Genomic DNA, 21,570 nt, shown 5'->3' on the forward strand with positions numbered 1-21,570 from the left:
AGTGAAATTAGTTAAACATATCGCTGATAGAGCGTCCGTCATGGTTGCGCTTAATGGCATCCGCCAATAAATACGAAACGGACAAAACATCCACCTTCGGCCCTAAGTCCCGTATGGGCAAAGAGTCCGAAATAATCAGCTTTTGAATATCGGATTTGTTAATTTTGTCCAAAGCGTTTCTGGACAATAACCCGTGGGTGCACGCGGCGTAAATTTCCCGCGCGCCCCGTTCTTTGATTTTTTGGGCCACGGTGGTGAGGGTGCCGGCCGTGTCCACGATATCATCAAAAATAATGGCTATTTTGTCTTTTACGTCCCCAATGACGTTATACACCACCGCTTCGTTGGCTTTCGGGCGGCGTTTATCAATAATAACCAGCCCCGCGTCCAACCGGGCGGCAAATTTGCGGGCGCGTTCCACGCCGCCCACATCGGGGGAAACCACTACGATATCGGAATGGTTTAAGTGGTCAAAATAGTCCAAAAACACTTTGCGCGCGCGCAGGTGGTCCACCGGGATATCAAAAAAACCCTGGATTTGCCCCGCGTGCAGGTCCACCGTCATGATGCGGTCCGCGCCGGCTTCGGTAATCAAATTGCTGGCCAGCTTGGCGGTAATCGGCACGCGCGGGGAAGCTTTGCGGTCCGCCCGGGCGTAGCCAAAATAAGGGATAACCGCCGTAATTTTACCCGCGCTGGCGCGTTTAAAAGCGTCTATCATAATTAACAGTTCCATCAAGTTCTCATTGACGGGCGGGCAAGTAGGCTGGATGATATAGCAGTCATGCGCGCGGACGCTTTCCAAAATTTGTACGTCAATTTCGCCGTCGGCAAATTTTTCTACGCGCAATTTACCCAAATCCATATTCAGGTGTTCGCAAATTTTGCGGGCCAACGCCGGGTTGGCGTTGCCGGTAAAAATTCTCAAATCGCCGTTTACGCTTTTAGTCATGTTTGATACCTTTTTTCTCCAAAACTACCTGGCGCGAACGGGCTATTGCCAAAGACTCCTGCGGCACCAACTTGGTAATGGTTGACCCCGCGCCGATTTTTGCATAATTTTCCACCGTTACCGGTGCCACAAAATTGACGTTGGACCCTATAAACACATGGTCCCCTATTACGGTTTTATGTTTGTTTTTCCCGTCATAATTGCAGGTGATGGTCCCCGCCCCCACGTTTACGCAGGCGCCCATTTCCGTGTCCCCGATATAGCTTAAATGGTTCACTTTGGAGCCTTCCCCAATAACGGATTTTTTAATTTCGGAAAAATTACCTACTTTGGCGCCTTTTTTAAGTACGCTCTGCGGGCGCAAATGCGCGTAGGGCCCCAGCTGGCATTCTTCCTCTACGGAGGAATCCTCTATATACGTCCCCATTTTAAGGATGACATTATCCCCTATGGTGGAATCTTTAATAAACACATTGCCTTCCAGCATGCAGTTTTTGCCAATCACCGTTTTGCCGCAAATGTAGCAGCCGGGGCAAATGAAACTGTCCGCCCCGATTTGGGCCTGCGCGTCAATAAATACGGCCTGCGGGTTGGGAATAGTGACGCCCTCATCCATCAGCCGGCGCGCCACGCGCCCGCGCATAATCAGCTCCGCTTGGGAAAGCTGAAACTTGCTGTTTACGCCAAGGGCTTGCTCATAATCTTCGCTGCCGTAAACTAACACAGGGTGTTTTTGCGATTTAATATAAGATAAAGTGTCCGTCAGGTAATATTCGTGCTTAGGGCCTTGCGGGGTAAGCGCTTGCAAGGCTTTGTCTAAATGGGCAAATTTAAAAATATACATGCCGCTGTTAATTTCATGAATTAACAAGGTTTTTTCATCCGCGTCGCTGTGTTCTACAATTTTTTCAAAAGTGCCGTCCCCCGCGCGCACCACACGCCCGTAACCGGAAGGCTCCGGCACGCTGACGGCCAGCAACATGGCACCCGCCTCATTGTCTTGGAAAGCGCTGTACATTTGTTCCAACGTTTGCGCTTCCACTAAGGGCGTGTCCCCGTTAAGCACCATGACGTCTTCAAAACGTTTCAGCAAAGGCAAGGCGGCTTTTACGGCAGAACCGGAACCGGATAAATCTGTCTGCTCCACAAACACCAACGGAGCCGTTACGCCCCACTGGGGAAGCCCTTCTTTCACCGCTTCTTCCATTTTTTGGGCCTCATGACCGACAACAAGGCCGATAGCGGCCGGGTTCAACGCCTGGGCCGCTTGCAAAATATGCGCTATAATGGGAAGCCCGCAAACCGGATGCAATGGTTTGGGGAGAGGGGATTTCATCCGGGTGCCTTTGCCGGCCGCCAAGATGAGCACACACAGATTTTTTTTGGCTACCATTTTGTTTAACTCTTGCCTAAAAAGAATCTAACTTGTTAACTAACAAATTATATTAATATTATACCAAAAACAAAAAACGCCGCCAACTGCAAGGGTTTGGTATTTCCTGCCTAGGCGAAGCATTACCTATATTGTAGCATTAAAATACAATACCCGTTCAGCCCGCTGTTACAGCCGGCAGATATATCGCCCGAGGCAAACGCCCTCTTGGGCTTGCTCTATTTCCGCCGTCACCAACCCTTTGGCCCCTTGCGGCGCGCCGCGCAGCAACACCTGCTGAAAGTTAGAGGTAACGCCTTTTACCCAGCCCTCATGCCATGTTTCTATAAACACTTCCTGCCGGGTTCCTATTAAAGAGGCGGCTTCGGCCGCGCGGAGCTGTTTATCCAGTTCACGCAGTTTGTCCGCGCGGCGTTTGATTTCTTCATGCGGCAGCTGCGGCAGCAGGGCCGCTTTGGTCTTAGGACGGGGCGAATAACTAAATACATGAAGCCCCGCCAAACGCAGGTTTTTAATAAAAGAGAAAGTCTCCTCAAAATCCGCTTCGGTTTCCGTAGGAAATCCGGCTATCACGTCCGCAAATATGGCTATACCCGGCACGCGGGAGCAGAGAAGCGCCACCTTAGCCCGGTAGGCAAGCGTATCATAATGGCGGTTCATATCTTTAAGCACTTTATCGCACCCCGCTTGCAGCGGCAGGTGGAAATAATTGCAAAACCGGTCCGGCCGGGAAGACATGCAATCTATAACGCCATCGGTTACCGTTTGTAATTCTATAGAGGAAAAACGTACCCGGAACCGCCCCGGCATTTGGGCTATTTGGCGGCACAAAGCGGCTAAATCCGCCCCTGTTTGAGGGCAAAGATAATTTCCTATATTAATACCGGTAAGCACAATTTCCGCAAAGCCTTTTTGCTCCAGGGCAGCTATTTCCCGCAACACGTCCGCCGCGGGTTTGGAGCGTTTGTCCGGACGCGCAAAAGGCACAATGCAATAAGAGCAAAAACAGTCGCACCCGTCTTGTATCTTTATAAAAGCGCGGCTGTGGCCTTCATGGCCGGAAACCGTCCAACATAAATCTTCGGTGCCGAACAGGGCTTTGCCCAAATCATACTTGCCCACAATTTGCACTTGGGGAAAAGTTTGGCGGATATGTTCCTGATGAGCCGCCGCGTAGCAGCCCGTAAGCACCAGCCGGGCGGCGGGATTGCGGCGCAAAATTTGGCGGATTTGTTTTTCCACGTCTTTATCCGCCTGGTGGGTAACGGTACAGGTATTTAAAAGGCAAATGTCCGCCTCTTCAAAAAGAGGGGTTTGCTGCCAGCCGTGACGGCGGCAATTTTCAAGCAGAGCCTGGCTTTCCACTTGGTTCACGCGGCAGCCAAACGTTTTTATAAAAAATTTCATAAGATTTTAGCCGCTGAGGCAATACAGGCGGTTTCCGCCCGCAAAATATTAACCCCCAGCGTAACGGGAAGCACGCCGTATTGGGCGGCAATCACAATTTCTTCATCCGTCCAGCCGCCGGCGGGGCCCACATATACGCGCAACCGTTTGGGGCGTAAAAGGCTGTCCAACCCCCAAGCCACAGTATGGGATTCTTCCGCCTCATAGGTAATTAAAGAAGGGATTTTGTCCTGCACCGCGGTTAAGAAAGAAACCGGCTCCTGGATTTCCGGCAGACGGGGGGTGTCGCACTGTTTGCAGGCGCTAAGCATAATTTGACGCCAGCGGGGGTATTTGTCTTCCCATTTGCGCATCACATCGTACTCGCTGCGGGCGGTGGTAATGGGGCAAAAGGCCGCCACTCCCAGCTGGGTGCATTTATCCAGCACTTCCTCCAACCCGGTGCGGGAGTTAGGCGCAAAATAGAGTTCCAGCTCCACCGGGGGCAGCCGAAGCGGCACTTTTTTAATTAAAGACCCTCTTATAAATTTTTTTTGTATCCGGTCTATCCGCCCCGTAAATTGAAGCCCTTTGCCGTTAAATACGGTGATTTCGTCCCCTTCTTTATGGCGCGCGACAGCCGCCACGTGATGGGCTTCTTCCTCCGTAATAAAAAATTCGGTTTCTTTGATATCGGCAAAATATTGGCTCATAATTTTATTTTAATAAACTTTACGCCCCTGTACCAGCCATACCCAAACAAAAACCCGGGGTGTTTTCCCCGGGCGGTTATGAATCAATGCAATTTAAGAAAACAGCTCTTGAAAGAAACTTTTTTTGCCGCCGGTTTCTTTAGCCAGCTGTTCCAAAAGTTCTTTCTGTTTGGCTGTGGGTTTTTTAATCACTTCTATCTTTACGTTTACCAATAAATCCCCAAAGCCTTTTTTGCCCAGGCGCGGCATGCCGTTGCCCTGCATTTTAAGCACTTCCCCAAATTGGGTTCCTTTGGGGATATCCACTTCCAATTCTTTGCCTTCAATGGTGGGCACTTTAATGCTTCCGCCCAAAACGGCCTGCGGATACGTAATGGGTGCGTCTATGATTAAATCATCGCCTTCCCGGCGGAAAATTTTATGCGGTTTTACACGCACCTCTACATACAAATCCCCAAAACCGCCGCCGTTGGTGCCGATGTTGCCGCCGTTTGCCACGCGAAGCGTAATACCCGTGCGTACGCCGGAAGGGATTTTAACCGTCAGTTTCTCTTTCACCCGCTCCGCGCCGCTGCCATGGCATTTTAAGCAGGGTTTTTCTATCACGGTTCCGGTGCCGTTGCAATCCGGACAGGTTTGGCGCATGGAAATAAAACCCTGGGAATAGGTTACCGTACCGCTGCCCCCGCAGGAACGGCAGGTTTTGCGCGCGCTTCCTTCCTGCGCGCCGGTACCGTGGCAGACGGAGCAAGTGTCTAAGCGGGTGTAGGAAACTTCTTCCTCTTTTCCGCTAAAGGCTTCCTCTAAAGAAACCTCCACATCTACTTTTAAATCTTCCCCGCGCTGGGCCCGGGGCTTGCCCGCACGGCGGCCGAAACCGCCGCCGAAAATATCCCCAAACACGGAACCGAAAATATCGTTAATGTCGGCAAAGCCGCCGGCGTTAAAGCCGTTAAACCCGCCCGCGCCGGAAACGCCCTCGTGACCGTATTGGTCATACATCTGGCGTTTTTGCGGGTCAGACAAAACGGAAAAAGCCTCATTTACTTTTTTAAATTGTTCTTCAGCCTGTTTATCCCCGGGGTTGCGGTCCGGGTGGTATTTCATGGCTTGGCGGCGGAAGGCCGATTTTATTTCCACTTCCGTTGCCGTTCTTTCTACATTTAAAATTTTATAGTAATCTTCTTTCATAGCGGTAGGCATACAGTAAAAACCTTCTTATGTATATTTTATGAAATTTAGCCCCCTCCTGCACGCATTGCTGCGCTGGCATAACGGTTTGTTATAATACCGTTATGCCTCCCATTACGGAAACTTTTTATCCCCATACAAGAGAAGCCTGGCATTTATGGCTTAGCCAAAATCATCAAAATAAAAAGGAGATTTGGCTTCTCTATCCGCATAAAAACACCGGCCTGCCCGGCATAGCCTACCCGGACGCCGTGCAAGAAGCCATTTGTTTTGGTTGGATTGATGGACAACGACGCAAGTTTAACGAAAAATTTTCCTGCCAACGCTGGACTCCTCGTTCTGCTGTTAGTTCTTGGAGTGAATTAAATAAACATCTTGCCCGTTTGGCGCTAAATAAAGGGATGATGACCCCTGCCGGGTTAAAAACGCTGCCGGATTTAAACCCTAATACCTTTGCTATTCCGCCCCTTTTGTTACAAGAACTTAAAAAAGATACGCGGGTTTGGAAGCACTTTTGCGCATTTCCTTCGCATTACCAGCGCATACGCCTGGATTATATAATCCGCCGTATGAACCGCCCCGCGCTATACAAAAAAACGCTGGAGCATTTTATAAAACAAACCCGGGCCGGGAAGCGATACGGCCCTTTCAAAGACAGTCCGGATATATATTAATCACATACCTAAAACACTTGCCAATCAGCGGGCTGAATCCCCCTTCCCTGAAAATAAAAAACCCCGCTTTTTAAGCGGGGGCACAAACAAATAAAATGAATTTTACTCCTCAAGCATTAAACAAAAGTCTCTGCCTTCTTGGGTAATGCCTTGGCATTCCCGCAAGCCGGGGTGGGAAGACTGGTCCAGCCACATAGAGTAAATAAAGTTAGAGTTTACACGGCACGCCTCCCAAGAAGACGCCCCGGGACAATGGTATATTTTTACATTCCAGCTGTCTTGGTCCAGGCCGGCGTTTTCCAAATTATCAATATAAAAATGGTTATCACACTGCAATATATCGGCACCCGTACAAGAGCCTTGGTAATCATAATCTAAATTTTCCGTATCGGGAGTGTATTGGTTATTTGCGACAAAATAAATTTCTTGTGCTTTTCTTATGCTTTCCGCCACCTGCTGCGCGCCGGAAAAGCGTGAGCGGAGAACCGCTTTCTCATACTGAGGAACAGCAATAGAAGCCAAAATGCCAATAATTAAAACTACTACCAATAATTCTATTAATGTAAAACCTTGTTTCATAAATCCTCCAATACCCAGTATTATATAATAAAAACAAAAAAAGGGGCAGGTTTTTACCTGCCCCTTTGGTGATTTACCACCCAAACTTATTTGTCAACCACTTCGGCTTCTACCACATCGTCCTTACCGGCGTTGGCACCCGCCTGTTGGGCGTCAGGCCCCGGCTGAGGGCCCGCCTGTTGGGCGCCCGCCTGGGCGCCGGCCTGAGCCTGCTGGGATTTGTACATCGCTTCACCCAGTTTTTGGCTGGCCTGCAAGGCGGCGTCCGTAGCGGCTTTCATCTTGGCGGCGTCTTCGCCTTTCAGCGCGTCGCGCAAGTCGCTCAAAGCGCGGTCAATAGCCAGGCGGTCATCTTGGGAGACTTTATCCCCGTATTCTTTCAGTGCTTTTTCAGTCTGATAGAGCACGCTGTCTCCCTGGTTTTTAGCCTCAATGACTTCTTTGTGTTTTTTGTCTTCATCGGCAAATTTTTCCGCGTCTTTTACGAACTTTTCCACTTCCGCATCGCTCAGCTTGTTGGGAGAGCTGATGGTGATATGCTGTTCTTTATTGGTACCCAAGTCTTTGGCGGAAACGTTCAAAATACCGTTGGCATCAATATCAAAGGTTACCTCAATCTGCGGTACGCCGCGCGGAGCGGGCGGAATGCCGTCCAGGTCAAACTTGCCCAAAGGCACGTTGTCTTTGGCCATGGGGCGTTCCCCCTGCAAGACGTTAATGGTTACCGCCGGCTGATTGTCAGACGCGGTGGAGAAAATTTGCGTCTTGCGCACCGGTATCGTGGTGTTGCGCTCAATTAACCGGGTGCATACGCCGCCCAACGTTTCCAACCCTAAGGAAAGAGGGGTAACGTCCAACAAAAGCACGTCTTTTACTTCACCGGTCAAAATACCGGCTTGTACCGCCGCGCCAATGGCCACGCATTCCATGGGGTCAATACCGCGTTCAATTTTTTTGCCTACCAAATCTTCCACATATTTTTGCACAATCGGCATACGGGTGGGGCCGCCTACCAAGATAATGCGGTCAATCTGGGAAGCCGTTAAATTGGCGTCAGACAAGGCTTGATTAACGGATTTGCCGCAGCGTTTTACAATCTCATCCACCAAGCTTTCCAGTTTGGCGCGGGAAAGTTTAAGCTCCAAGTGTTTGGGGCCGTTGGCATCCGCAGAGATAAACGGCAGGTTGATGTCCGTTTCCATGGTGGTGGAAAGCTCAATTTTGGCTTTTTCGGCCGCGTCTTTTAAGCGTTGAGCGGCTTGTTTGTCGTTAGACAAATCAATACCGGTCTGCTTGCGGAATTCGTCCACCATCCAGGCGATAATGGCGTTATCCATATCCGTACCGCCCAGCTGCGTATCGCCGGACGTAGCCAACACGTCAAACGTGCCTTCTTTGCCCATTTCCATAATGGTTACGTCCAAAGTGCCTCCGCCCAAGTCAAACACCAAGATTTTTTGTTCTTTGCCGGCTTTATCAATACCAAAAGCCAAGGCGGCGGCGGTCGGTTCGTTTACCAAGCGGACCACGTCCAACCCGGCAATACGGCCTGCGTCTTTGGTGGCTTGGCGCTGGTTGTCGTTAAAATAAGCGGGTACGGTGATAACCGCTTTCTCAACCGGTTCGCCCAAAAAGGCTTCCGCGTCTTTTTTCACTTTCTGCAACACAAAGGCGGACAACTGCTGCGGGGTGAATTCCTGCCCGCGCAAGTTGTATTTGAAGTTTTCCCCCATTTTGCGTTTAAAGGCGGTTACCGTCCCTTCCGGGTTGGCAATGGCCTGGCGGCGGGCGGGTTCACCCACCAAACGCTGCCCGTCTTTGGTAAAAGCCACATAAGACGGAAAAGCTTTCCCCCCGATAGAGCTTCCCTCGGCGGACGGGATAATGGTCCCGCGGCCGCCTTCCATAACGGCAGCAGCCGTGTTGGAAGTTCCTAAATCAATACCAATAATCTTTGCCATACTTAATTTCTCCTTACTGTTTCTGTTAAAAAATGATTAATCTTCCGATTCTTGTCCGACAATGACGCGCGCCGGGCGCAATACATTGCCGTCCATCATAAAGCCCATTTGCACTTCCTGCAACACCAAACCGGCTTGTTCCGCAGAAGACGGAATCATGGCCACTACTTCTTGGGTGTTGGGGTCATAAGGCTTGTCTAACACATCCATGCGGGTTATGCCTTCTGCCGTGAAGGCTTTTTCCAGCTCGCTTAGAATCAGGCGCATGCCGTCGCGCAAGCTTTTTGCTTCCCCCGTCAACTCCTCCCCTTTAGGGGCTTTGTCCATTTTCTCGCGCTCGCGCAGCATTACTTCATACGCCGGGAGCAGTTTTTCTGCAAATTGTTTTTTTCCGTAGGCTAAAAAGGAAGCCTTTTCTCGCTCCGTGCGTTTGCGGTAGTTGTCAAAATCCGCGCTTAAACGCACAAATTGTTCATAATAGTCCGGACGGCCGTCCGGGTGGGATTGCTCCTGCTCGGGCAGGGGCCCTTTTTGCGCTTGGGCCTGCGGGGCCTGCGGCTGCTCAAGGGTTTCTTCTTGTTCTGCTTGACTGCGGTTTTTTTTACTCATAATCGTCTTCTTTAGCGGGCAGCGCGTTCCAGTTGCGTATGGTCGCTTCCAGCAAATTTCCTATGAAATTCACCAGGCTCATCACCCGGGTGTACTCCATGTGCTTGGGGCCTATAATGCCCAGCATGCCCACTGTTTTATCCCCCACTTGATAGGCAGAAGAAACAATACTTAAGTTTTTTAACTCTTTCAGTTCGTTCTCACTGCCGATGCTTACGTTTAACTTCTGGTTGGATTTCTGCATATCGGTCATCTTCTCGCATAATAAAGAGGAAAACCGCTCGCGTTCTTCCACCACTCTCATCATTTGTTTCAAATCTTCATAATCGTCTGAACTGGTATTCTCCAGCAGGCGGCCAAAACCTTCCACATACAATTCATCCGCGCTGGCCTGCGGGCGTTCCATATCTTTTAAAACCTGTACGGCCAAATCCGCCACGTCCGCAATTTCTTTATGGCCGGAATTAATATACTGCCATAATACCCGCTGGGCCTGCCCCAAAGGCAAACCGGCTATTTCCGCATTGATAAAATGGCTTAACATGCGCAGGCGGTTAGGCGCCAATATATACCCAAAACGTACCGGCCAATGCCTCACCATGCCGGATTCCGTTACCAGCACCGCCAGCACCACCCCCGGGGCAAGCGGGATAAAGTCCAACCGCCGCACACACTGGTCTTTGACGTTGCTGGCGTACACAAACCCCGCCGCGCCCGATAACATGGCCAGCAGGCGGGAAGTTTGCACCATCACGTTGTCCACCTCGTTTACACGCTGGTCATATTGGCGTTCTATCTGCTGGCGTTCCTGCGCGGCCATTTTCTGCACGCTGGTCAGATAATCCACATAATACCGGTAGGCTTTATCCGTGGGAATACGCCCCCCCGAAGTATGCGGCTGGTACAAAAAGCCCTCGTCTTCCAAATCCTTTAATATATTGCGAATGGTGGCGCTGGAAACATCCGGCAAGGCACTGTCCGCTATCATTTGCGAACCGACCGGCCGGCGGGTTTCCACATACTGCTGGACCACCCAACGCAGGATTTTTTCTTTACGCTCTTTGGCAACTTCGGGTTTAAGTATTCTCATAATTCTCTGAGGTAAACCAGCTTTTATTTTAGCACTCTTTACTATCCACTGCTAAAATTATAATCAATTATTTTATTTTTGTCAACCCCTTTTTTAGACTGCTAGTTTTGAATCCCTTTTCAAAGAACATAAACTACCCTTACAGGATAGAAAGAGCTGGCGCCAAAAACAACGCTCTTTTTATACTAGGCCGCAAAAAGCTAGAATAATATATATGAACCTTTTTATTGATTCCCATGCACACATCAATGACCCGGCCTTTGACGCAGACCGCCAAACCTTGTTATCCCAAACACTGCCCCAGGCCGGCGTTATACACAGCGTGGAAATAGGCTGCGCGCCGGACGAATGGCAACCCGCTTTAGCCCTGTGTGACGCCTACCCCCAACTGGTGCGCGCCGTCTTGGGCGTTCACCCGGAATACGCCCCCCAACTAACTCCTGACGGGCTGCGGCAATTAGCCGCTTTATTGCCGGACAAACGCAACAAAGCCGTGGGAGAAATAGGGTTGGATTATACCTGTCAAGACATCAGCCCCAAAGACCTGCAACAAAACACGTTTATCCAAATGCTGGAACTGGCAAACCAAGTACAAAAACCGCTGGTTTTACATGTACGCAGGGAAGGAGAAGATTACTCTGCCTATGAGGATACTTTCCGCCTGTTAAAACACAACTGGAAGCCCGCCGCAAACGCCGCTTTTCCCGGCGTGCTGCATTGTTTTTGCGCCCGGTATGAAGAGGCAAAACGCGCCCTGGATATGGGCATGCTGCTAGGGATAAACGGTTGTTTTTCTTATAAAAAAAATGAATACATCCGCGAGGCGGTAAAAAAAGCCGGAGCGGACAAAATTATTTTGGAGACGGACTGCCCCTACCTTTCCCCCCAAGGCAAACGCGGACAAAGAAACGACCCTTCTAATATCCCGTTAATTGCCACTTTTGTAGCGGATTATTTAAATATCTCGCTTGCGCAGCTGGCCGAAATAACCACCCGCAACGCAAAAGCATTGTACGACTTGCCTTAAAATTTGTTATATTGCCTAGAAGAGGATTTCTATGAGCAAAAAACATTTTATACTTTTACTGCCCGCCCTGTTATTGCTGGGAGGCTGCGAAACAAGAGACAAAGTAGTTTCTTTTTGGGCCGGACAAGCCCAAAAATTAATGACCACCCCTTACGGTATGATGATGTTAATGGGGGCCATGCAATACGGCGCCAAGGCGCATAAAAATTTAGATATTTTAAATATGCCGCAAGGAGCGGAGGAAAATATACCCTGGTTACAGGGGATGCAAAGTCTTCCCGCCGGCAATGCTTTGGAACCACGCACGGAGCCGAATGCGGCCCCTGCAAAAAACACCCAACGCGCCGCCGCAAAGCCCAAACCGCAGCCGCAGCAGTTTATGGAGATTTCTATTGAGAGGGAAACCCCAGAGTTTAAAGGACTGGCTTCCGAGAAAGACCAGCGTGCCATGCAACAGAGCATTGATTTTATTAAAAACACCAATCAACAAGCCCTGGGAGACGTGCAGCGCTTAATGGGAAATGCCGCCCGGGATGAAGTGATTTTATTAAACACCCGTACGGAAAAGAAACTGGAAAAAGTCAGCTTGCAGGCCAAGACATTAAAGCAATACCAACAACAACAAAATATCATCCTGCAACAACATAAAACCCAGTTCCAAAAAATATTGGCAAAATACCAACACAAGCTAAACAGTTAGTTAAGCGCAGACACGCCGGGGAAAATATTCATGAGAACAGGACAGTTAATTGTTATGCTGTTGGCGGTGATGATTGTAATGACGCTGGTATCCCAAAATTTAAAAAGGATTACTCCGCTGATCGGGCAATTTGCCTTTGTACAAAAACAAAACCAACCCTCTCCCTCGGATGCCAAACTGCTAAAACAGATTGGAGCGCAAGACTTACAATCCCCCCAATACCAGCAGGTACAAAAAATATTAAGCCAGCTGGCAGGGGCATCAAACGTTGAAACTGCGTCTTGGCACGAACAACCGGACTTGCCCAAAGAAACCAGCCTGTTTAAAGACTGGGTGGACGCGGCAATAAAAGACGTACAAACAGAGGCAAAATCTTTAAACAAAGAAAACGCTGCTTTTTCGCCTGCCGACAACACAAAACCTTTTATACAAATCACGCAAGAATTTCCTCCGGAAATCACTAACCCGCATTTCACCCCGCGCCAGCTGCGAAGCGCCCGCATACGCCTAAGAGAAATGAGACTTAATTACCAGGATACGGCAAAAGATGTGCGTCTTCAGTTTGGGGCCCAAGCCGAAGAACAAGTAAAACAAGCCGCCGCGCAGGCGGAACAAAAAGCGGTTAACGCCGCGCAAACCGACGAAAACTGGGCTTTGTTTGAAAAATCTTTGCAAAAGATTCATACCGAATACGAAGCCAAACTAAAACAAATCCTCCAAAAATACATCTGATAATTTTTACACCGCCGGAGGATTTCCTCCGGCTTTTGTTTAGAGGGCGCCGCCCTTTGCCCTCCATAGGTTTTATACATCGTTCTAAAACTCAGCAAATCCACGACGCAAACCCCGCAGTTTTTAGTATTTACCCCAACAAAAAACCCCCGCTTTAGGCGGGGGTTTTGTGCCTTTAAAAGAAACTTAATTGGCGGCGGCTTTTACCACATCAACCAATTTTTTGAAGGACACCGGGTCTTTAATAGCCATTTCAGACAACATTTTGCGGTTAAGCGTAATATTGGCTTTGGCTAAGCCGCAAATGAATTTGGAATAGGAAAGACCTTCTTCACGCACAGCCGCGTTGATGCGGGTAATCCACATCTGGCGGTAGGTGTGTTTTTTGTCCTTGCGGTCCACATAAGCATGGACGTAAGATTTGTCCAGCTGTTGGGTGGCCATGCGTAAGCGGCGGGATTTGTCCCCATAATAACCGCTGGCGCGTTTCAAAACTTTTTTCTTTCTGGCATGTCTTGCGACGCTGAATTTAATTCTCATGTTCTAACCTCTTATTTGGCAACGGGAAGATACTTTTGCAAGGTCTTCCCTTTGGCGGACTCGGGCGTGATGACACCGGTCGCTCTCATATCATGCTTTCTGGAGGCAGAAACAGGCGTAAGCAAGTGTTTTCTGCCGGCTTTGCGATGTTGATATTTACCCGTGGCGGTGATGCGAAATCTCTTTTTCGCGCCGCTGTGGTTTTTGAGTTTTGGCATTGTATTACCTCTCGTTTTAAATGGTTCTTTTTGACTTACTGCTTGCGCCAGGAGCCGACACGCCCCGCACGCAATACTGCTCCAAAAGAACCTGAAAATTTATTTTTCGGTCTTGGGGACAAAGGTCATAGACATCCGGTTGCCTTGGGACTGCAGCCCTCCGTCTACATTGCCTAAAGGTTCCAAACGTTTGGCCGCGTCGTTTAACAACTGCATGCCCAAGTCTTTATGCTGGTTTTCACGCCCGTGGAAAACAACCGTCAGGCGCACCATGTCTTTCTTGCGCAGGAACTCTTCTATTTGTCTTAGTTTGACGTCCAAATCATGCGCCGCGATGCGGGATTTAATACGCAATTCCTTCAGCGTTACTTTAGCCTGCTTTTTCTTGGCGTCTTTGGACTTTTTCCCTTGTTCGTAAACATACTTGTTGTAATCCAGTATTTTACAAACAGGAGGCTCGGCGTTGGGTGAAATTTCCACCAAGTCAAGCTCTTGTTCTTTTGCCAGAGCGATGGCTTCCGCCACCGGTTTAATTCCAATCATGGTGCCGTCAGAATCAATCAGTCTAACTTCCGGCACGCGAATATTCTGGTTTCTTCTGTATAAATCTTTTTTAAATTCTCTTTTAATATCGTATCTGGCCATTTAATTATCTTTATTGTGCACAAAAATGTCCCCCCTCATCAGGGGACCTTTTTATTATATCAACTTCCTTTTATCCCTGTCAACGAGAGGAGCCCGGCGGGTTGCCCGCTTGGTAGATAAGCAGATCCCCCTGGTACAAAAACCATCCGTCCGGCATACGTTCCAGGCGCAGGTCCGCTTTTTTCCAGATAGGGCCGTCCGGCGTAAGCGTGCGGTTTAATACCACGGGTTCCCCCTGCGGCAAAAACAGCTCTGTAAGGGATCCGTCCGCAGAGATAATGACAAAAGCGGAAGCTGTGGCTTTTTCATCTTGCGCGTTTTGCAAACGCACGCCCGCTTCCCACAAACGCAGGCAGTCCCCGGCCACAGAGCTCCAGGTATATCCGGCGGAGGCGATACAGCCTTGCGCGTCCCGGTCGGCCCCGGTTCGCGGGGCGGTGGCGCCGCAGGCGGTCAACATAAAAACAGAGGTTAACAAGAATAATTTCTTCATAAAAATATTGTAGCAAAATACACCGCGCGCAATAACCTTTTTATACAGGACGCAAAAGCGTTAAATTTGCTAAAATTTACACAAGATCATTTATAATTTTGAAGGTGGACTGCTATGAGCAACAGAAGAACAGCCAGAGAAAACGCTTTACAATCCCTTTATTACGCGGACAGCCTGAAAGAATTGGATATAGACGATGTGTTGGATTACGCTCAAGATTACCGAAAAGAACTGGCGGACTGTTATCCCTTCTGTGAAGATTTGGTAAAGGGAACATTATCCCATTTGCCGCAAATAGACAAAATGGTATCCGCCTATGCTAAAAACTGGACGGTTGCCCGCATGTCCGCGGTGGACCGTTCCATCCTGCGCATGGCCACGTATGAAATGGTTTTCAGCCCGGAAAAAACCCCTGTACCCGCCATTATAGACGAAGCCATAGAACTGGCCAAAAAATACTCTACCGAAAATTCCAGCAAGTTTATCAATGGTCTGCTAGACCAATTAAAAAAAGAGCGTAAATAACGGATATGGAATTTAACCCCAAAGAAGAAATTGAACGGCTTAAAAAGCTGGTCAATTATCATAATAACCTTTATTATAATTTGGACAACCCTATCCTGTCCGATACGCAATATGACGAACTTTACAAACAGCTGAAAGATTTAGAAAACAAATACCCTCAGTTTCGCACCAAAAATTCCCCCACTCAGCGCGTTGGCGGCAAAGCCAGCGGACTATTCTCCCCGGTTGTGCATGCCGTGCCCATGATGTCTTTGGATAATTCTTATTCGGCAGATGATATACGGGAATGGCACGCCCGCGCCGCAAAACTGCTGGGACGCGCGGATTTTAAAATGGTGGTAGAGGCCAAAATAGACGGCATTTCCTGTTCCCTTACGTATCAAAACGGGCAATTGGTTACCGCCGCCAGCCGCGGGGACGGCAAAACCGGGGAAGACATCACCCCCAACGTGCTGACGGTAAAAGACATTCCCCATACACTCAACCATGCACCCTCCGCCCCCTTGGAAATACGCGGGGAAATTTACTTAGAAAAAAAAGATTTGCAAAGCTTAAATGAAAAACAACGCCTGCTGGGGGAAAATATTTTTGCCAATACGCGCAACGCGGCGGCAGGATCTCTGCGGCAGAAAGACTCTTCCATTACCGCTCAACGCCCGCTTAAATTTTTTGCCCACTCCTTTGGCGCTGGAGACATCGCCGCGGACAGCTTCAGCGGGTTTATCCGCCTGTGCCGCCAATGGGGGTTTGCGGTAGGGCCTGTGCGGCTGGAAACATCATCCTTAGAAGAAGTCATTTCTTTTTACAACCAATTTAACGACACACGCCACAACCTGCCTTTTGACGTAGACGGGCTGGTGGTAAAGGTGGATTCTTTTGAATGGCAGCGCGTGCTGGGCAATACGGCCAAAAGCCCACGCTGGGCCATTGCATTCAAATACCCGGCGGAGCAAGCCACCACAACGGTAAAGGATATTGTTTTTTCCGTAGGCAGAAGCGGCATTATCACCCCGGTGGCGGAATTGGAACCCGTGCCTTGCGCGGGGGTGATTATTTCCAACGCCACGCTGCATAATTTTGATGAGATAAAACGCCTAGGCGTACGCGTGGGGGACCAAGTAATCATAGAACGCGCCGGGGAAGTAATCCCCAAAGTAATCAAAGTGGCCCGGTCTATGGGGACAAAAGAGGTTCTTCCTCCCGCGCAATGCCCTTCCTGCGGCGGCATGGTATACAAAGAAGAAGCCGAAGTAGGCTACTATTGCGTCAACCCCGCCTGCCCCGCGCAAATACGCGCGCGCATTTTGCATTTTGCCTCCCGCGGCGCCATGGATATTGAAGGGCTGGGAGAAAACGTCGTAGACCAACTTTTAGAAAGAAAATACATCACAAACTTTACGGATATCTACCGTTTAACTTTTCTGCATTTGCTAAGTTTAGAAAATTTTAAAGACAAAAAAGCCCAAAACCTCTTGGACGCCATTGAAGCCAGCAAACACCGCACATTGGCCCGGCTGTTATTTGCCGTGGGCATTGCGTTTGTAGGGGCCAAAACGGCCGAACTGCTGGCGGACCGTTTCCGCACGCTGGACGCGTTAATGAACGCCTCTTTGGAAGAATTACAGGCTATACCGGAAGTGGGGCAAGCCGTTTCCAAAAGCGTGTATGATTTTATGCGGGACCCTAAAGCCTGTCAACAACTAGAAGAACTGCGCCAAGCGGGGCTGAATTTTACCCAACCCCAAAAGCAAATTTCCGCCAATATTTTTGAGGGGAAAACCTTAGTGTTTACCGGGGAACTAACCACCATGACGCGCGCCCAAGCCGAATTAAAAGCCAAAGAATACGGCGGTAAAACCAGCGGCAGCGTATCTAAAAAAACGGCGTATGTGGTGGCCGGGGCGGATGCCGGCAGCAAATTAAAAAAAGCGCAGGAACTGGGCGTTGCCGTACTTACGGAACAAGAGTTTTTAGACCTGATTGCCGCCGCCGGGAAATAATTTTTCCGGCAGACAAAAGCCTAACACGTTTTAAAAACCCCGGGGATTTTACCCGGGGTTTTGGTTTACTTCCGCATTTATTTTTTTAAAATAATTTGCATATCAAATCCGGCGTAACGCCCCTTCAGGCGGTTTTTCCACAACAATACTCCCGGTTTATAAAAACGCCAGTCTGTAAAGGCGTGAAACATTTCCTGCTGGGAAACTTCTTGTTTGTACCCCGCCACCAAAAAAGAAATAACAAAACTTTCCTGCGGGGAAAAATGCCGCGCGAGGGAAAACAGCTCATCCAGCATGCAATGCCCGCCCCCGGTATACACAAAGAAAACGGCATCCGGATATTGAGCCCGCCATTTATAAATGCGTTTTAGCCAATGCGCGTTGCGCACGGCAACCCCCAGCACGCTGCTGCTGATATGTGTGCCGGAAAAATTTGTTACTTGCGTATTCATGCAGGCTTTTTCCTCTAAACCGGCGGTTTTAATGCTTCTTTTAGGAAACAGAGAAAAAAACTTTTCCAAATAAGCATTTTCTTCTTTCTCTCTTACAGACAAAAAGCGTGGATAAGAATCCGAAGCGAATTCCGTCAGCAAAATAACCTGCCGGTTAGGATACATCTGCTGGTACGCTTTCAACAAAGAGGCTGCTTGTATTTGGACTTTGGGAAGATGATATTCCCCTATAAAAATAATATTTGCCTGGGAAGGAATTTGTTTCGCCCAATCCGCCGCACGCCCCAAAGGCAAATTAAGTGTATTTTCCAAAACAGGCTGTTTACGTTGAAGCAAACGGCGGGATATTTTTTCTTTAAACAAGCGGCGGCTTATAGCCAAACGGTTGCTTTGGCGCACCCAGCCGGCAAGCCACGGGCCGCAGTCTTTACCCATAAAATCTTCAACCAAATCCGCTTGTTCTTGATAAGCGCGGTGCAGCCAAGCGTGTTTGTTTTTTTGTAAAGATTTTTCCACTTGCCGCAACAGTTGTTCCGACCGCGGCCCCGCATGGCTACGGGCGGCTTTGGCGGCAGTTTTTTGCAATATCCCCTGCCACTCCTGTGCGAAGGAAACACCCCCCATGCAAAGAAACCACCCTAAAAACAAGAAATGCATTGCTTTCATAAAAATACACCGCCGCGTCATGCGGCGGTGTGTAAACCTGCAAAAAGAATTATTCCCATAGTTCGCCGTCGTCAGAACAGACGGAGTAGTCATACAGCTTATACATTTCCACTAAAGAATTCTGCGGCACCTGAACCCGTGGATTGCGGCGGGACTGCGCTTCCATAAAATAATAGTACGGTATGGTTTTTTTATCCTCGTTGGAACGGGTTAAAATAAAATAACGCAAATTGTTTTTGGTAACAGGCAGCACATATACACCCATTTTTTTGCGCAAAGTATCTAAAGAGCATTTTGTTTTATTTTCAATATTTTTTAAGTCCGAACGGGATATTTCCATATATCCGGCACGCTGTAAATCTTGTACTTGCCGCTGCACTTTTTGCAAATGTTCTTTGGTGGGAGGGACGGCCTCGCTGGGGAGCAGAAACGCTTTGCGGCGTTGAAGCGCCTCGGAAAATACAAAAAATCCGCTGTCCGTAAGCGTAGAGTCTTGGTTAAAAATTTTATTGCCGCGCATATCACGCAATTCAAAAACGTCCCGCACCGGCACCCCTGCTTTTTGAAAAGCGGAAACGGCGTCCTGCCCTAACTGTTTTTGCAGCGCTTTATAGCCGGTCAGGGTAAGCACTTCACGCGAAAATTCGCTGTCCCGGTACAACTCCACCACATAACCGGGAGGAAGCTTGCTGTGTTTGCTTTTTAAATAAGCGACACCCTGCAACTGCTCCGCGCGGTGAATTTGAGAAAAAAGCTCTTTGTCTTTTTCATCTAATTCTTTTTTATCCGGCGCCACGGCATAACGCTGTTTCAGCGCGTCCAGCATTTCCGCGTCCGTTAAATAATACGGCTCCAAATTGATTAAACGTTTCCGGGCCACTAAATTAAGCGGCTCCACCGCTAAGGCGGAACGGTACGCGTCAGAAGCACCCAGTTTATCCCCTTGATACTCCGTAATAACCCCTTTGCCTACCAAAGAGTTTACATTAGCCGCGTTATAAGTGAGGGATTGATCGTATAATTTCAGCGCCTCTTCATATTTTTGGCGTTTTAACGCGATATCCCCCAACATGGAATAGGTGTATGATAAATAGGGAGAGTTGCGTTTCATCTTTTTCAACGCGGAACGAAAATGCTTCTCCGCCCCGCCCAAATCTTCCTGCGTAAGCAGTACCCCCGCCAGGGAAAGTTCCGCGTCCGGCTTGGTTTTATCCAATTTAATACAACGGGCAAAAGTATCCTGCGCCAATGAATAATTCTGCGCGGAAAACTGTTTTTTACCTTGTTCCATGCACTCGTCCCACTCCGCGGCGTAAACGCTGGCCGCAAGCAGGGCGCACAACGAACAACAAGAGATTTTTTTATAAATTTCTAAATAATGCATATACAATGTTGGTCAATTTTTCCATACGGGTTAATTTTATTTTATGTTGAAAGATAAAGCCCGTTTTTTCTATTTTAGCAAGATTTGCCCGGTATACCCAGCCCATAATGCGGCAAGGCAACGCCACACGCCAAGCGCACCCGGCCAAAGCGTCGCCCGCCCGGCTGTACAGCCCGCGGGATATCCCCGCCATTTTTGCCAGCACACCGGCCATTTGCTGCTGTTTGGTGTTTTCCAGCACGTCTTGAAAAGTAAGGCCTTCTTCCGCCAGCATATCCGCCGGCAAATAAACGCGCCCGGCAAGAGCGTCTTCGCGCACATCACGCACAATATTGGTGGTTTGCACGGCCGCCCCAAGCGCCAAGGAAAGAGTTTGCGCCTTCTCCCCTTTCAGGCCTAAAATATCTAACGTAGCCAAACCCACCACCACGGCTACACGGTATAAATACCACTCTAAATCTTTAAACGTGGCGTAGCGGCGGCCTTGCAAATCCGCCTCCATGCCGTCTATAAGCAACAAAAACCGGTCCGAAGGGATATCAAAATCCTTTACCAGTCCCGTTAAAGACTGCCCTAACGGGGTTTGGGGATTCCCCTCATATACGCGGGCGATTTCTTCCCGCCAAAAAAGAAGCTGGCCCTGCGGGTCCGGCACGTTTGGTTCGTCGGCGATATCGTCCATTAAACGGCAAAACGCATAATATACAGCCAACGCCTGGCGTTGTTTTTTGTTTAAGAACAAAAACGCCGGCCCAAAGCTGGATTTTTTATATGCGTTGGCATCTGCTTTCATTTTTTATTTTTTTCCTTTTTTTGCAAAAAAGACAAGGCCGCCCCGGTTGCCGTGGCGTAAATAGCGTTTTTAGGAATAATAAAATTTACTTTGTGCATTTTTTGCAAAGCGTCAAACACACGCTTGGCATAAGGAACTTGAGACAAGGTTCCCGTTAAGATAACGTCTTTTACCGCGTCATTTCGGCAGGCGAAAACCGCCATCATGCCAATGGTTTGAAACGTCATGTTTAAAATACCCAGCGTAATGTCCTGCGGGGTGGCGCCGTCTTCCATTTTGCCAAAATTGGAAGCGGTGGTCTCCGGAGGAAGCGTGGGAATAACGCCTTTGCTGATGTCTTCTATATTTAAATCCACGTGGGAGAGTTTTCCCCCTTGGCTCATTTCCACCACCGTGCGAAAAGAACTGGCCCCGCACATTTTGCCGCACAATCCCAGCACCGTGCCGCCGCCCACGCCGCTGCCGCCGATATGGACAATGCCTTCTTTGCCGGCGCGCACAAAAGCCGTACCGGTACCCATGCTGACGATGAGCCCTTCTTTCTTGCCGGACAAAGCCAGCCCCCCTAAACCAATGGCGGCAAACTCATCCACGCCGGAAGTGGGAATGCCGTAAATGTCTTTTTTAAACAGAGAGGAGCCCACCCCGGTTAAAATGATTTGGGTTACGTCTTTTAAAGATAAATTGTTTTCATTAATAAACTTGCCCAGCGCTCCATAGGCGGAGGTAAGCGGGTCAGCCGCTTCCACTTTTTGCATGGAAACCAGCTTCCCGTCCGCGCGGTAACCTACAATTTTAGTGGTGGAACCGCCTACGTCTATACCAATTACAACGCTCATAAAATCTC

At 49.0% G+C, this 21,570-nt stretch carries 23 protein-coding genes; 6 read left to right on the forward strand and 17 right to left on the reverse strand.

Going from position 1 to position 21,570, the window contains the following annotated elements; all coding sequences use genetic code 11:
- Positions 1–7 precede the first annotated feature (7 nt).
- From ACQY33_RS01335 to dnaJ, 5 genes are all read right to left on the reverse strand, one after another.
- Positions 8–952: a ribose-phosphate diphosphokinase gene (locus ACQY33_RS01335; protein WP_428073356.1), complete on the reverse strand. Its 945-nt coding sequence runs from the start codon at positions 950–952 to the stop codon at positions 8–10.
- Positions 945–2,345, reverse strand: a complete 1,401-nt coding sequence (glmU, locus tag ACQY33_RS01340; protein WP_428073357.1) for a bifunctional UDP-N-acetylglucosamine diphosphorylase/glucosamine-1-phosphate N-acetyltransferase GlmU — start codon at positions 2,343–2,345, stop codon at positions 945–947. Before glmU ends, ACQY33_RS01335 begins: the two co-directional genes overlap by 8 nt.
- A 168-nt stretch (positions 2,346–2,513) precedes the next feature.
- Positions 2,514–3,752, reverse strand: a complete 1,239-nt coding sequence (locus ACQY33_RS01345) for a MiaB/RimO family radical SAM methylthiotransferase (protein ID WP_428073358.1) — start codon at positions 3,750–3,752, stop codon at positions 2,514–2,516.
- Complete coding sequence (locus tag ACQY33_RS01350) at positions 3,749–4,444, reverse strand: RsmE family RNA methyltransferase (RefSeq protein WP_428073359.1); 696 nt, start codon at positions 4,442–4,444, stop codon at positions 3,749–3,751. The genes ACQY33_RS01345 and ACQY33_RS01350 overlap by 4 nt, the downstream gene beginning before the upstream one ends.
- Positions 4,445–4,537: 93 nt before the next feature.
- Positions 4,538–5,647, reverse strand: a complete 1,110-nt coding sequence (gene dnaJ, locus ACQY33_RS01355; protein ID WP_428073360.1) for a molecular chaperone DnaJ — start codon at positions 5,645–5,647, stop codon at positions 4,538–4,540.
- Positions 5,648–5,739: 92 nt separating this feature from the next.
- Here dnaJ and ACQY33_RS01360 point away from each other — a divergent pair, with 92 nt between their 5' ends.
- Entirely contained in the window at positions 5,740–6,309 is a 570-nt protein-coding gene (locus tag ACQY33_RS01360) for a YdeI/OmpD-associated family protein (protein ID WP_428073361.1), read from the forward strand.
- Positions 6,310–6,411: 102 nt separating this feature from the next.
- Here the strand turns inward: ACQY33_RS01360 and ACQY33_RS01365 are convergent, their stop codons facing one another.
- The 4 genes from ACQY33_RS01365 to hrcA all read right to left on the reverse strand — a co-directional run bounded on the left by ACQY33_RS01365 (position 6,412) and on the right by hrcA (position 10,548).
- On the reverse strand, positions 6,412–6,888 hold the full coding sequence (locus tag ACQY33_RS01365; RefSeq protein WP_428073362.1) for a type IV pilin protein: 477 nt from the start codon (positions 6,886–6,888) through the stop codon (positions 6,412–6,414).
- An 86-nt stretch (positions 6,889–6,974) separates the two neighbouring features.
- Positions 6,975–8,849: a molecular chaperone DnaK gene (gene dnaK, locus ACQY33_RS01370; protein WP_428073363.1), complete on the reverse strand. Its 1,875-nt coding sequence runs from the start codon at positions 8,847–8,849 to the stop codon at positions 6,975–6,977.
- Positions 8,850–8,885: 36 nt separating this feature from the next.
- Entirely contained in the window at positions 8,886–9,458 is a 573-nt protein-coding gene (locus ACQY33_RS01375) for a nucleotide exchange factor GrpE (RefSeq protein WP_428073364.1), read from the reverse strand.
- On the reverse strand, positions 9,451–10,548 hold the full coding sequence (hrcA, locus tag ACQY33_RS01380) for a heat-inducible transcriptional repressor HrcA (protein WP_428073365.1): 1,098 nt from the start codon (positions 10,546–10,548) through the stop codon (positions 9,451–9,453). The genes ACQY33_RS01375 and hrcA overlap by 8 nt, the downstream gene beginning before the upstream one ends.
- 214 nt (positions 10,549–10,762) lie before the next feature.
- On the opposite strand from hrcA, the gene ACQY33_RS01385 reads away from it, so the two are divergent.
- The 3 genes from ACQY33_RS01385 to ACQY33_RS01395 are packed head-to-tail and all read left to right on the forward strand — an operon-like array spanning position 10,763 to position 13,007.
- Positions 10,763–11,575 carry a TatD family hydrolase gene (locus ACQY33_RS01385; protein ID WP_428073366.1) on the forward strand — a complete coding sequence of 271 codons (813 nt, stop codon included), beginning with the start codon at positions 10,763–10,765 and terminating at the stop codon, positions 11,573–11,575.
- A 31-nt stretch (positions 11,576–11,606) separates the two neighbouring features.
- The gene (locus ACQY33_RS01390) at positions 11,607–12,275 is read left to right on the forward strand and encodes a hypothetical protein (RefSeq protein ID WP_428073367.1); all 669 of its coding nucleotides are present in this window, start codon (positions 11,607–11,609) and stop codon (positions 12,273–12,275) included.
- 30 nt (positions 12,276–12,305) lie between these two features.
- Entirely contained in the window at positions 12,306–13,007 is a 702-nt protein-coding gene (locus tag ACQY33_RS01395; protein WP_428073368.1) for a hypothetical protein, read from the forward strand.
- Positions 13,008–13,193: 186 nt separating this feature from the next.
- Here the strand turns inward: ACQY33_RS01395 and rplT are convergent, their stop codons facing one another.
- The 4 genes from rplT to ACQY33_RS01415 form a co-directional block, all read right to left on the reverse strand.
- Positions 13,194–13,547 carry a 50S ribosomal protein L20 gene (gene rplT, locus ACQY33_RS01400; protein ID WP_428073369.1) on the reverse strand — a complete coding sequence of 118 codons (354 nt, stop codon included), beginning with the start codon at positions 13,545–13,547 and terminating at the stop codon, positions 13,194–13,196.
- Positions 13,548–13,558: 11 nt separating this feature from the next.
- The gene (rpmI, locus tag ACQY33_RS01405; RefSeq protein ID WP_428073370.1) at positions 13,559–13,765 is read right to left on the reverse strand and encodes a 50S ribosomal protein L35; all 207 of its coding nucleotides are present in this window, start codon (positions 13,763–13,765) and stop codon (positions 13,559–13,561) included.
- A gap of 99 nt (positions 13,766–13,864) precedes the next feature.
- Positions 13,865–14,410, reverse strand: a complete 546-nt coding sequence (gene infC, locus ACQY33_RS01410; RefSeq protein ID WP_428073371.1) for a translation initiation factor IF-3 — start codon at positions 14,408–14,410, stop codon at positions 13,865–13,867.
- 79 nt (positions 14,411–14,489) lie between these two features.
- Positions 14,490–14,903 (reverse strand): hypothetical protein, encoded by a 414-nt coding sequence (locus ACQY33_RS01415; protein ID WP_428073372.1) that lies wholly within the window; start codon positions 14,901–14,903, stop codon positions 14,490–14,492.
- Positions 14,904–15,017: 114 nt separating this feature from the next.
- On the opposite strand from ACQY33_RS01415, the gene nusB reads away from it, so the two are divergent.
- Entirely contained in the window at positions 15,018–15,428 is a 411-nt protein-coding gene (nusB, locus tag ACQY33_RS01420; protein ID WP_428073373.1) for a transcription antitermination factor NusB, read from the forward strand.
- A gap of 5 nt (positions 15,429–15,433) precedes the next feature.
- Positions 15,434–17,428, forward strand: a complete 1,995-nt coding sequence (gene ligA, locus ACQY33_RS01425) for an NAD-dependent DNA ligase LigA (protein WP_428073374.1) — start codon at positions 15,434–15,436, stop codon at positions 17,426–17,428.
- 77 nt (positions 17,429–17,505) lie between these two features.
- Here the strand turns inward: ligA and ACQY33_RS01430 are convergent, their stop codons facing one another.
- From ACQY33_RS01430 to ACQY33_RS01445, 4 genes are read right to left on the reverse strand one after another with little or no spacing between them, the layout of a single operon-like run.
- The gene (locus ACQY33_RS01430) at positions 17,506–18,546 is read right to left on the reverse strand and encodes a hypothetical protein (protein WP_428073375.1); all 1,041 of its coding nucleotides are present in this window, start codon (positions 18,544–18,546) and stop codon (positions 17,506–17,508) included.
- Between the two features lie 49 nt (positions 18,547–18,595).
- Positions 18,596–19,930 carry a tetratricopeptide repeat protein gene (locus ACQY33_RS01435; RefSeq protein ID WP_428073376.1) on the reverse strand — a complete coding sequence of 445 codons (1,335 nt, stop codon included), beginning with the start codon at positions 19,928–19,930 and terminating at the stop codon, positions 18,596–18,598.
- Positions 19,908–20,723, reverse strand: a complete 816-nt coding sequence (locus ACQY33_RS01440) for a phytoene/squalene synthase family protein (protein ID WP_428073377.1) — start codon at positions 20,721–20,723, stop codon at positions 19,908–19,910. Before ACQY33_RS01440 ends, ACQY33_RS01435 begins: the two co-directional genes overlap by 23 nt.
- A complete protein-coding gene (locus ACQY33_RS01445) occupies positions 20,720–21,562 on the reverse strand; it encodes a pantothenate kinase (RefSeq protein ID WP_428073378.1) in 843 nt (280 codons plus the stop codon). The genes ACQY33_RS01440 and ACQY33_RS01445 overlap by 4 nt, the downstream gene beginning before the upstream one ends.
- Positions 21,563–21,570 lie beyond the last annotated feature (8 nt).

This window comes from Candidatus Avelusimicrobium aviculae, assembly GCF_949292495.1.
GTDB classification, from domain to species: Bacteria; Elusimicrobiota; Elusimicrobia; order Elusimicrobiales; family Elusimicrobiaceae; genus Avelusimicrobium; species Avelusimicrobium aviculae.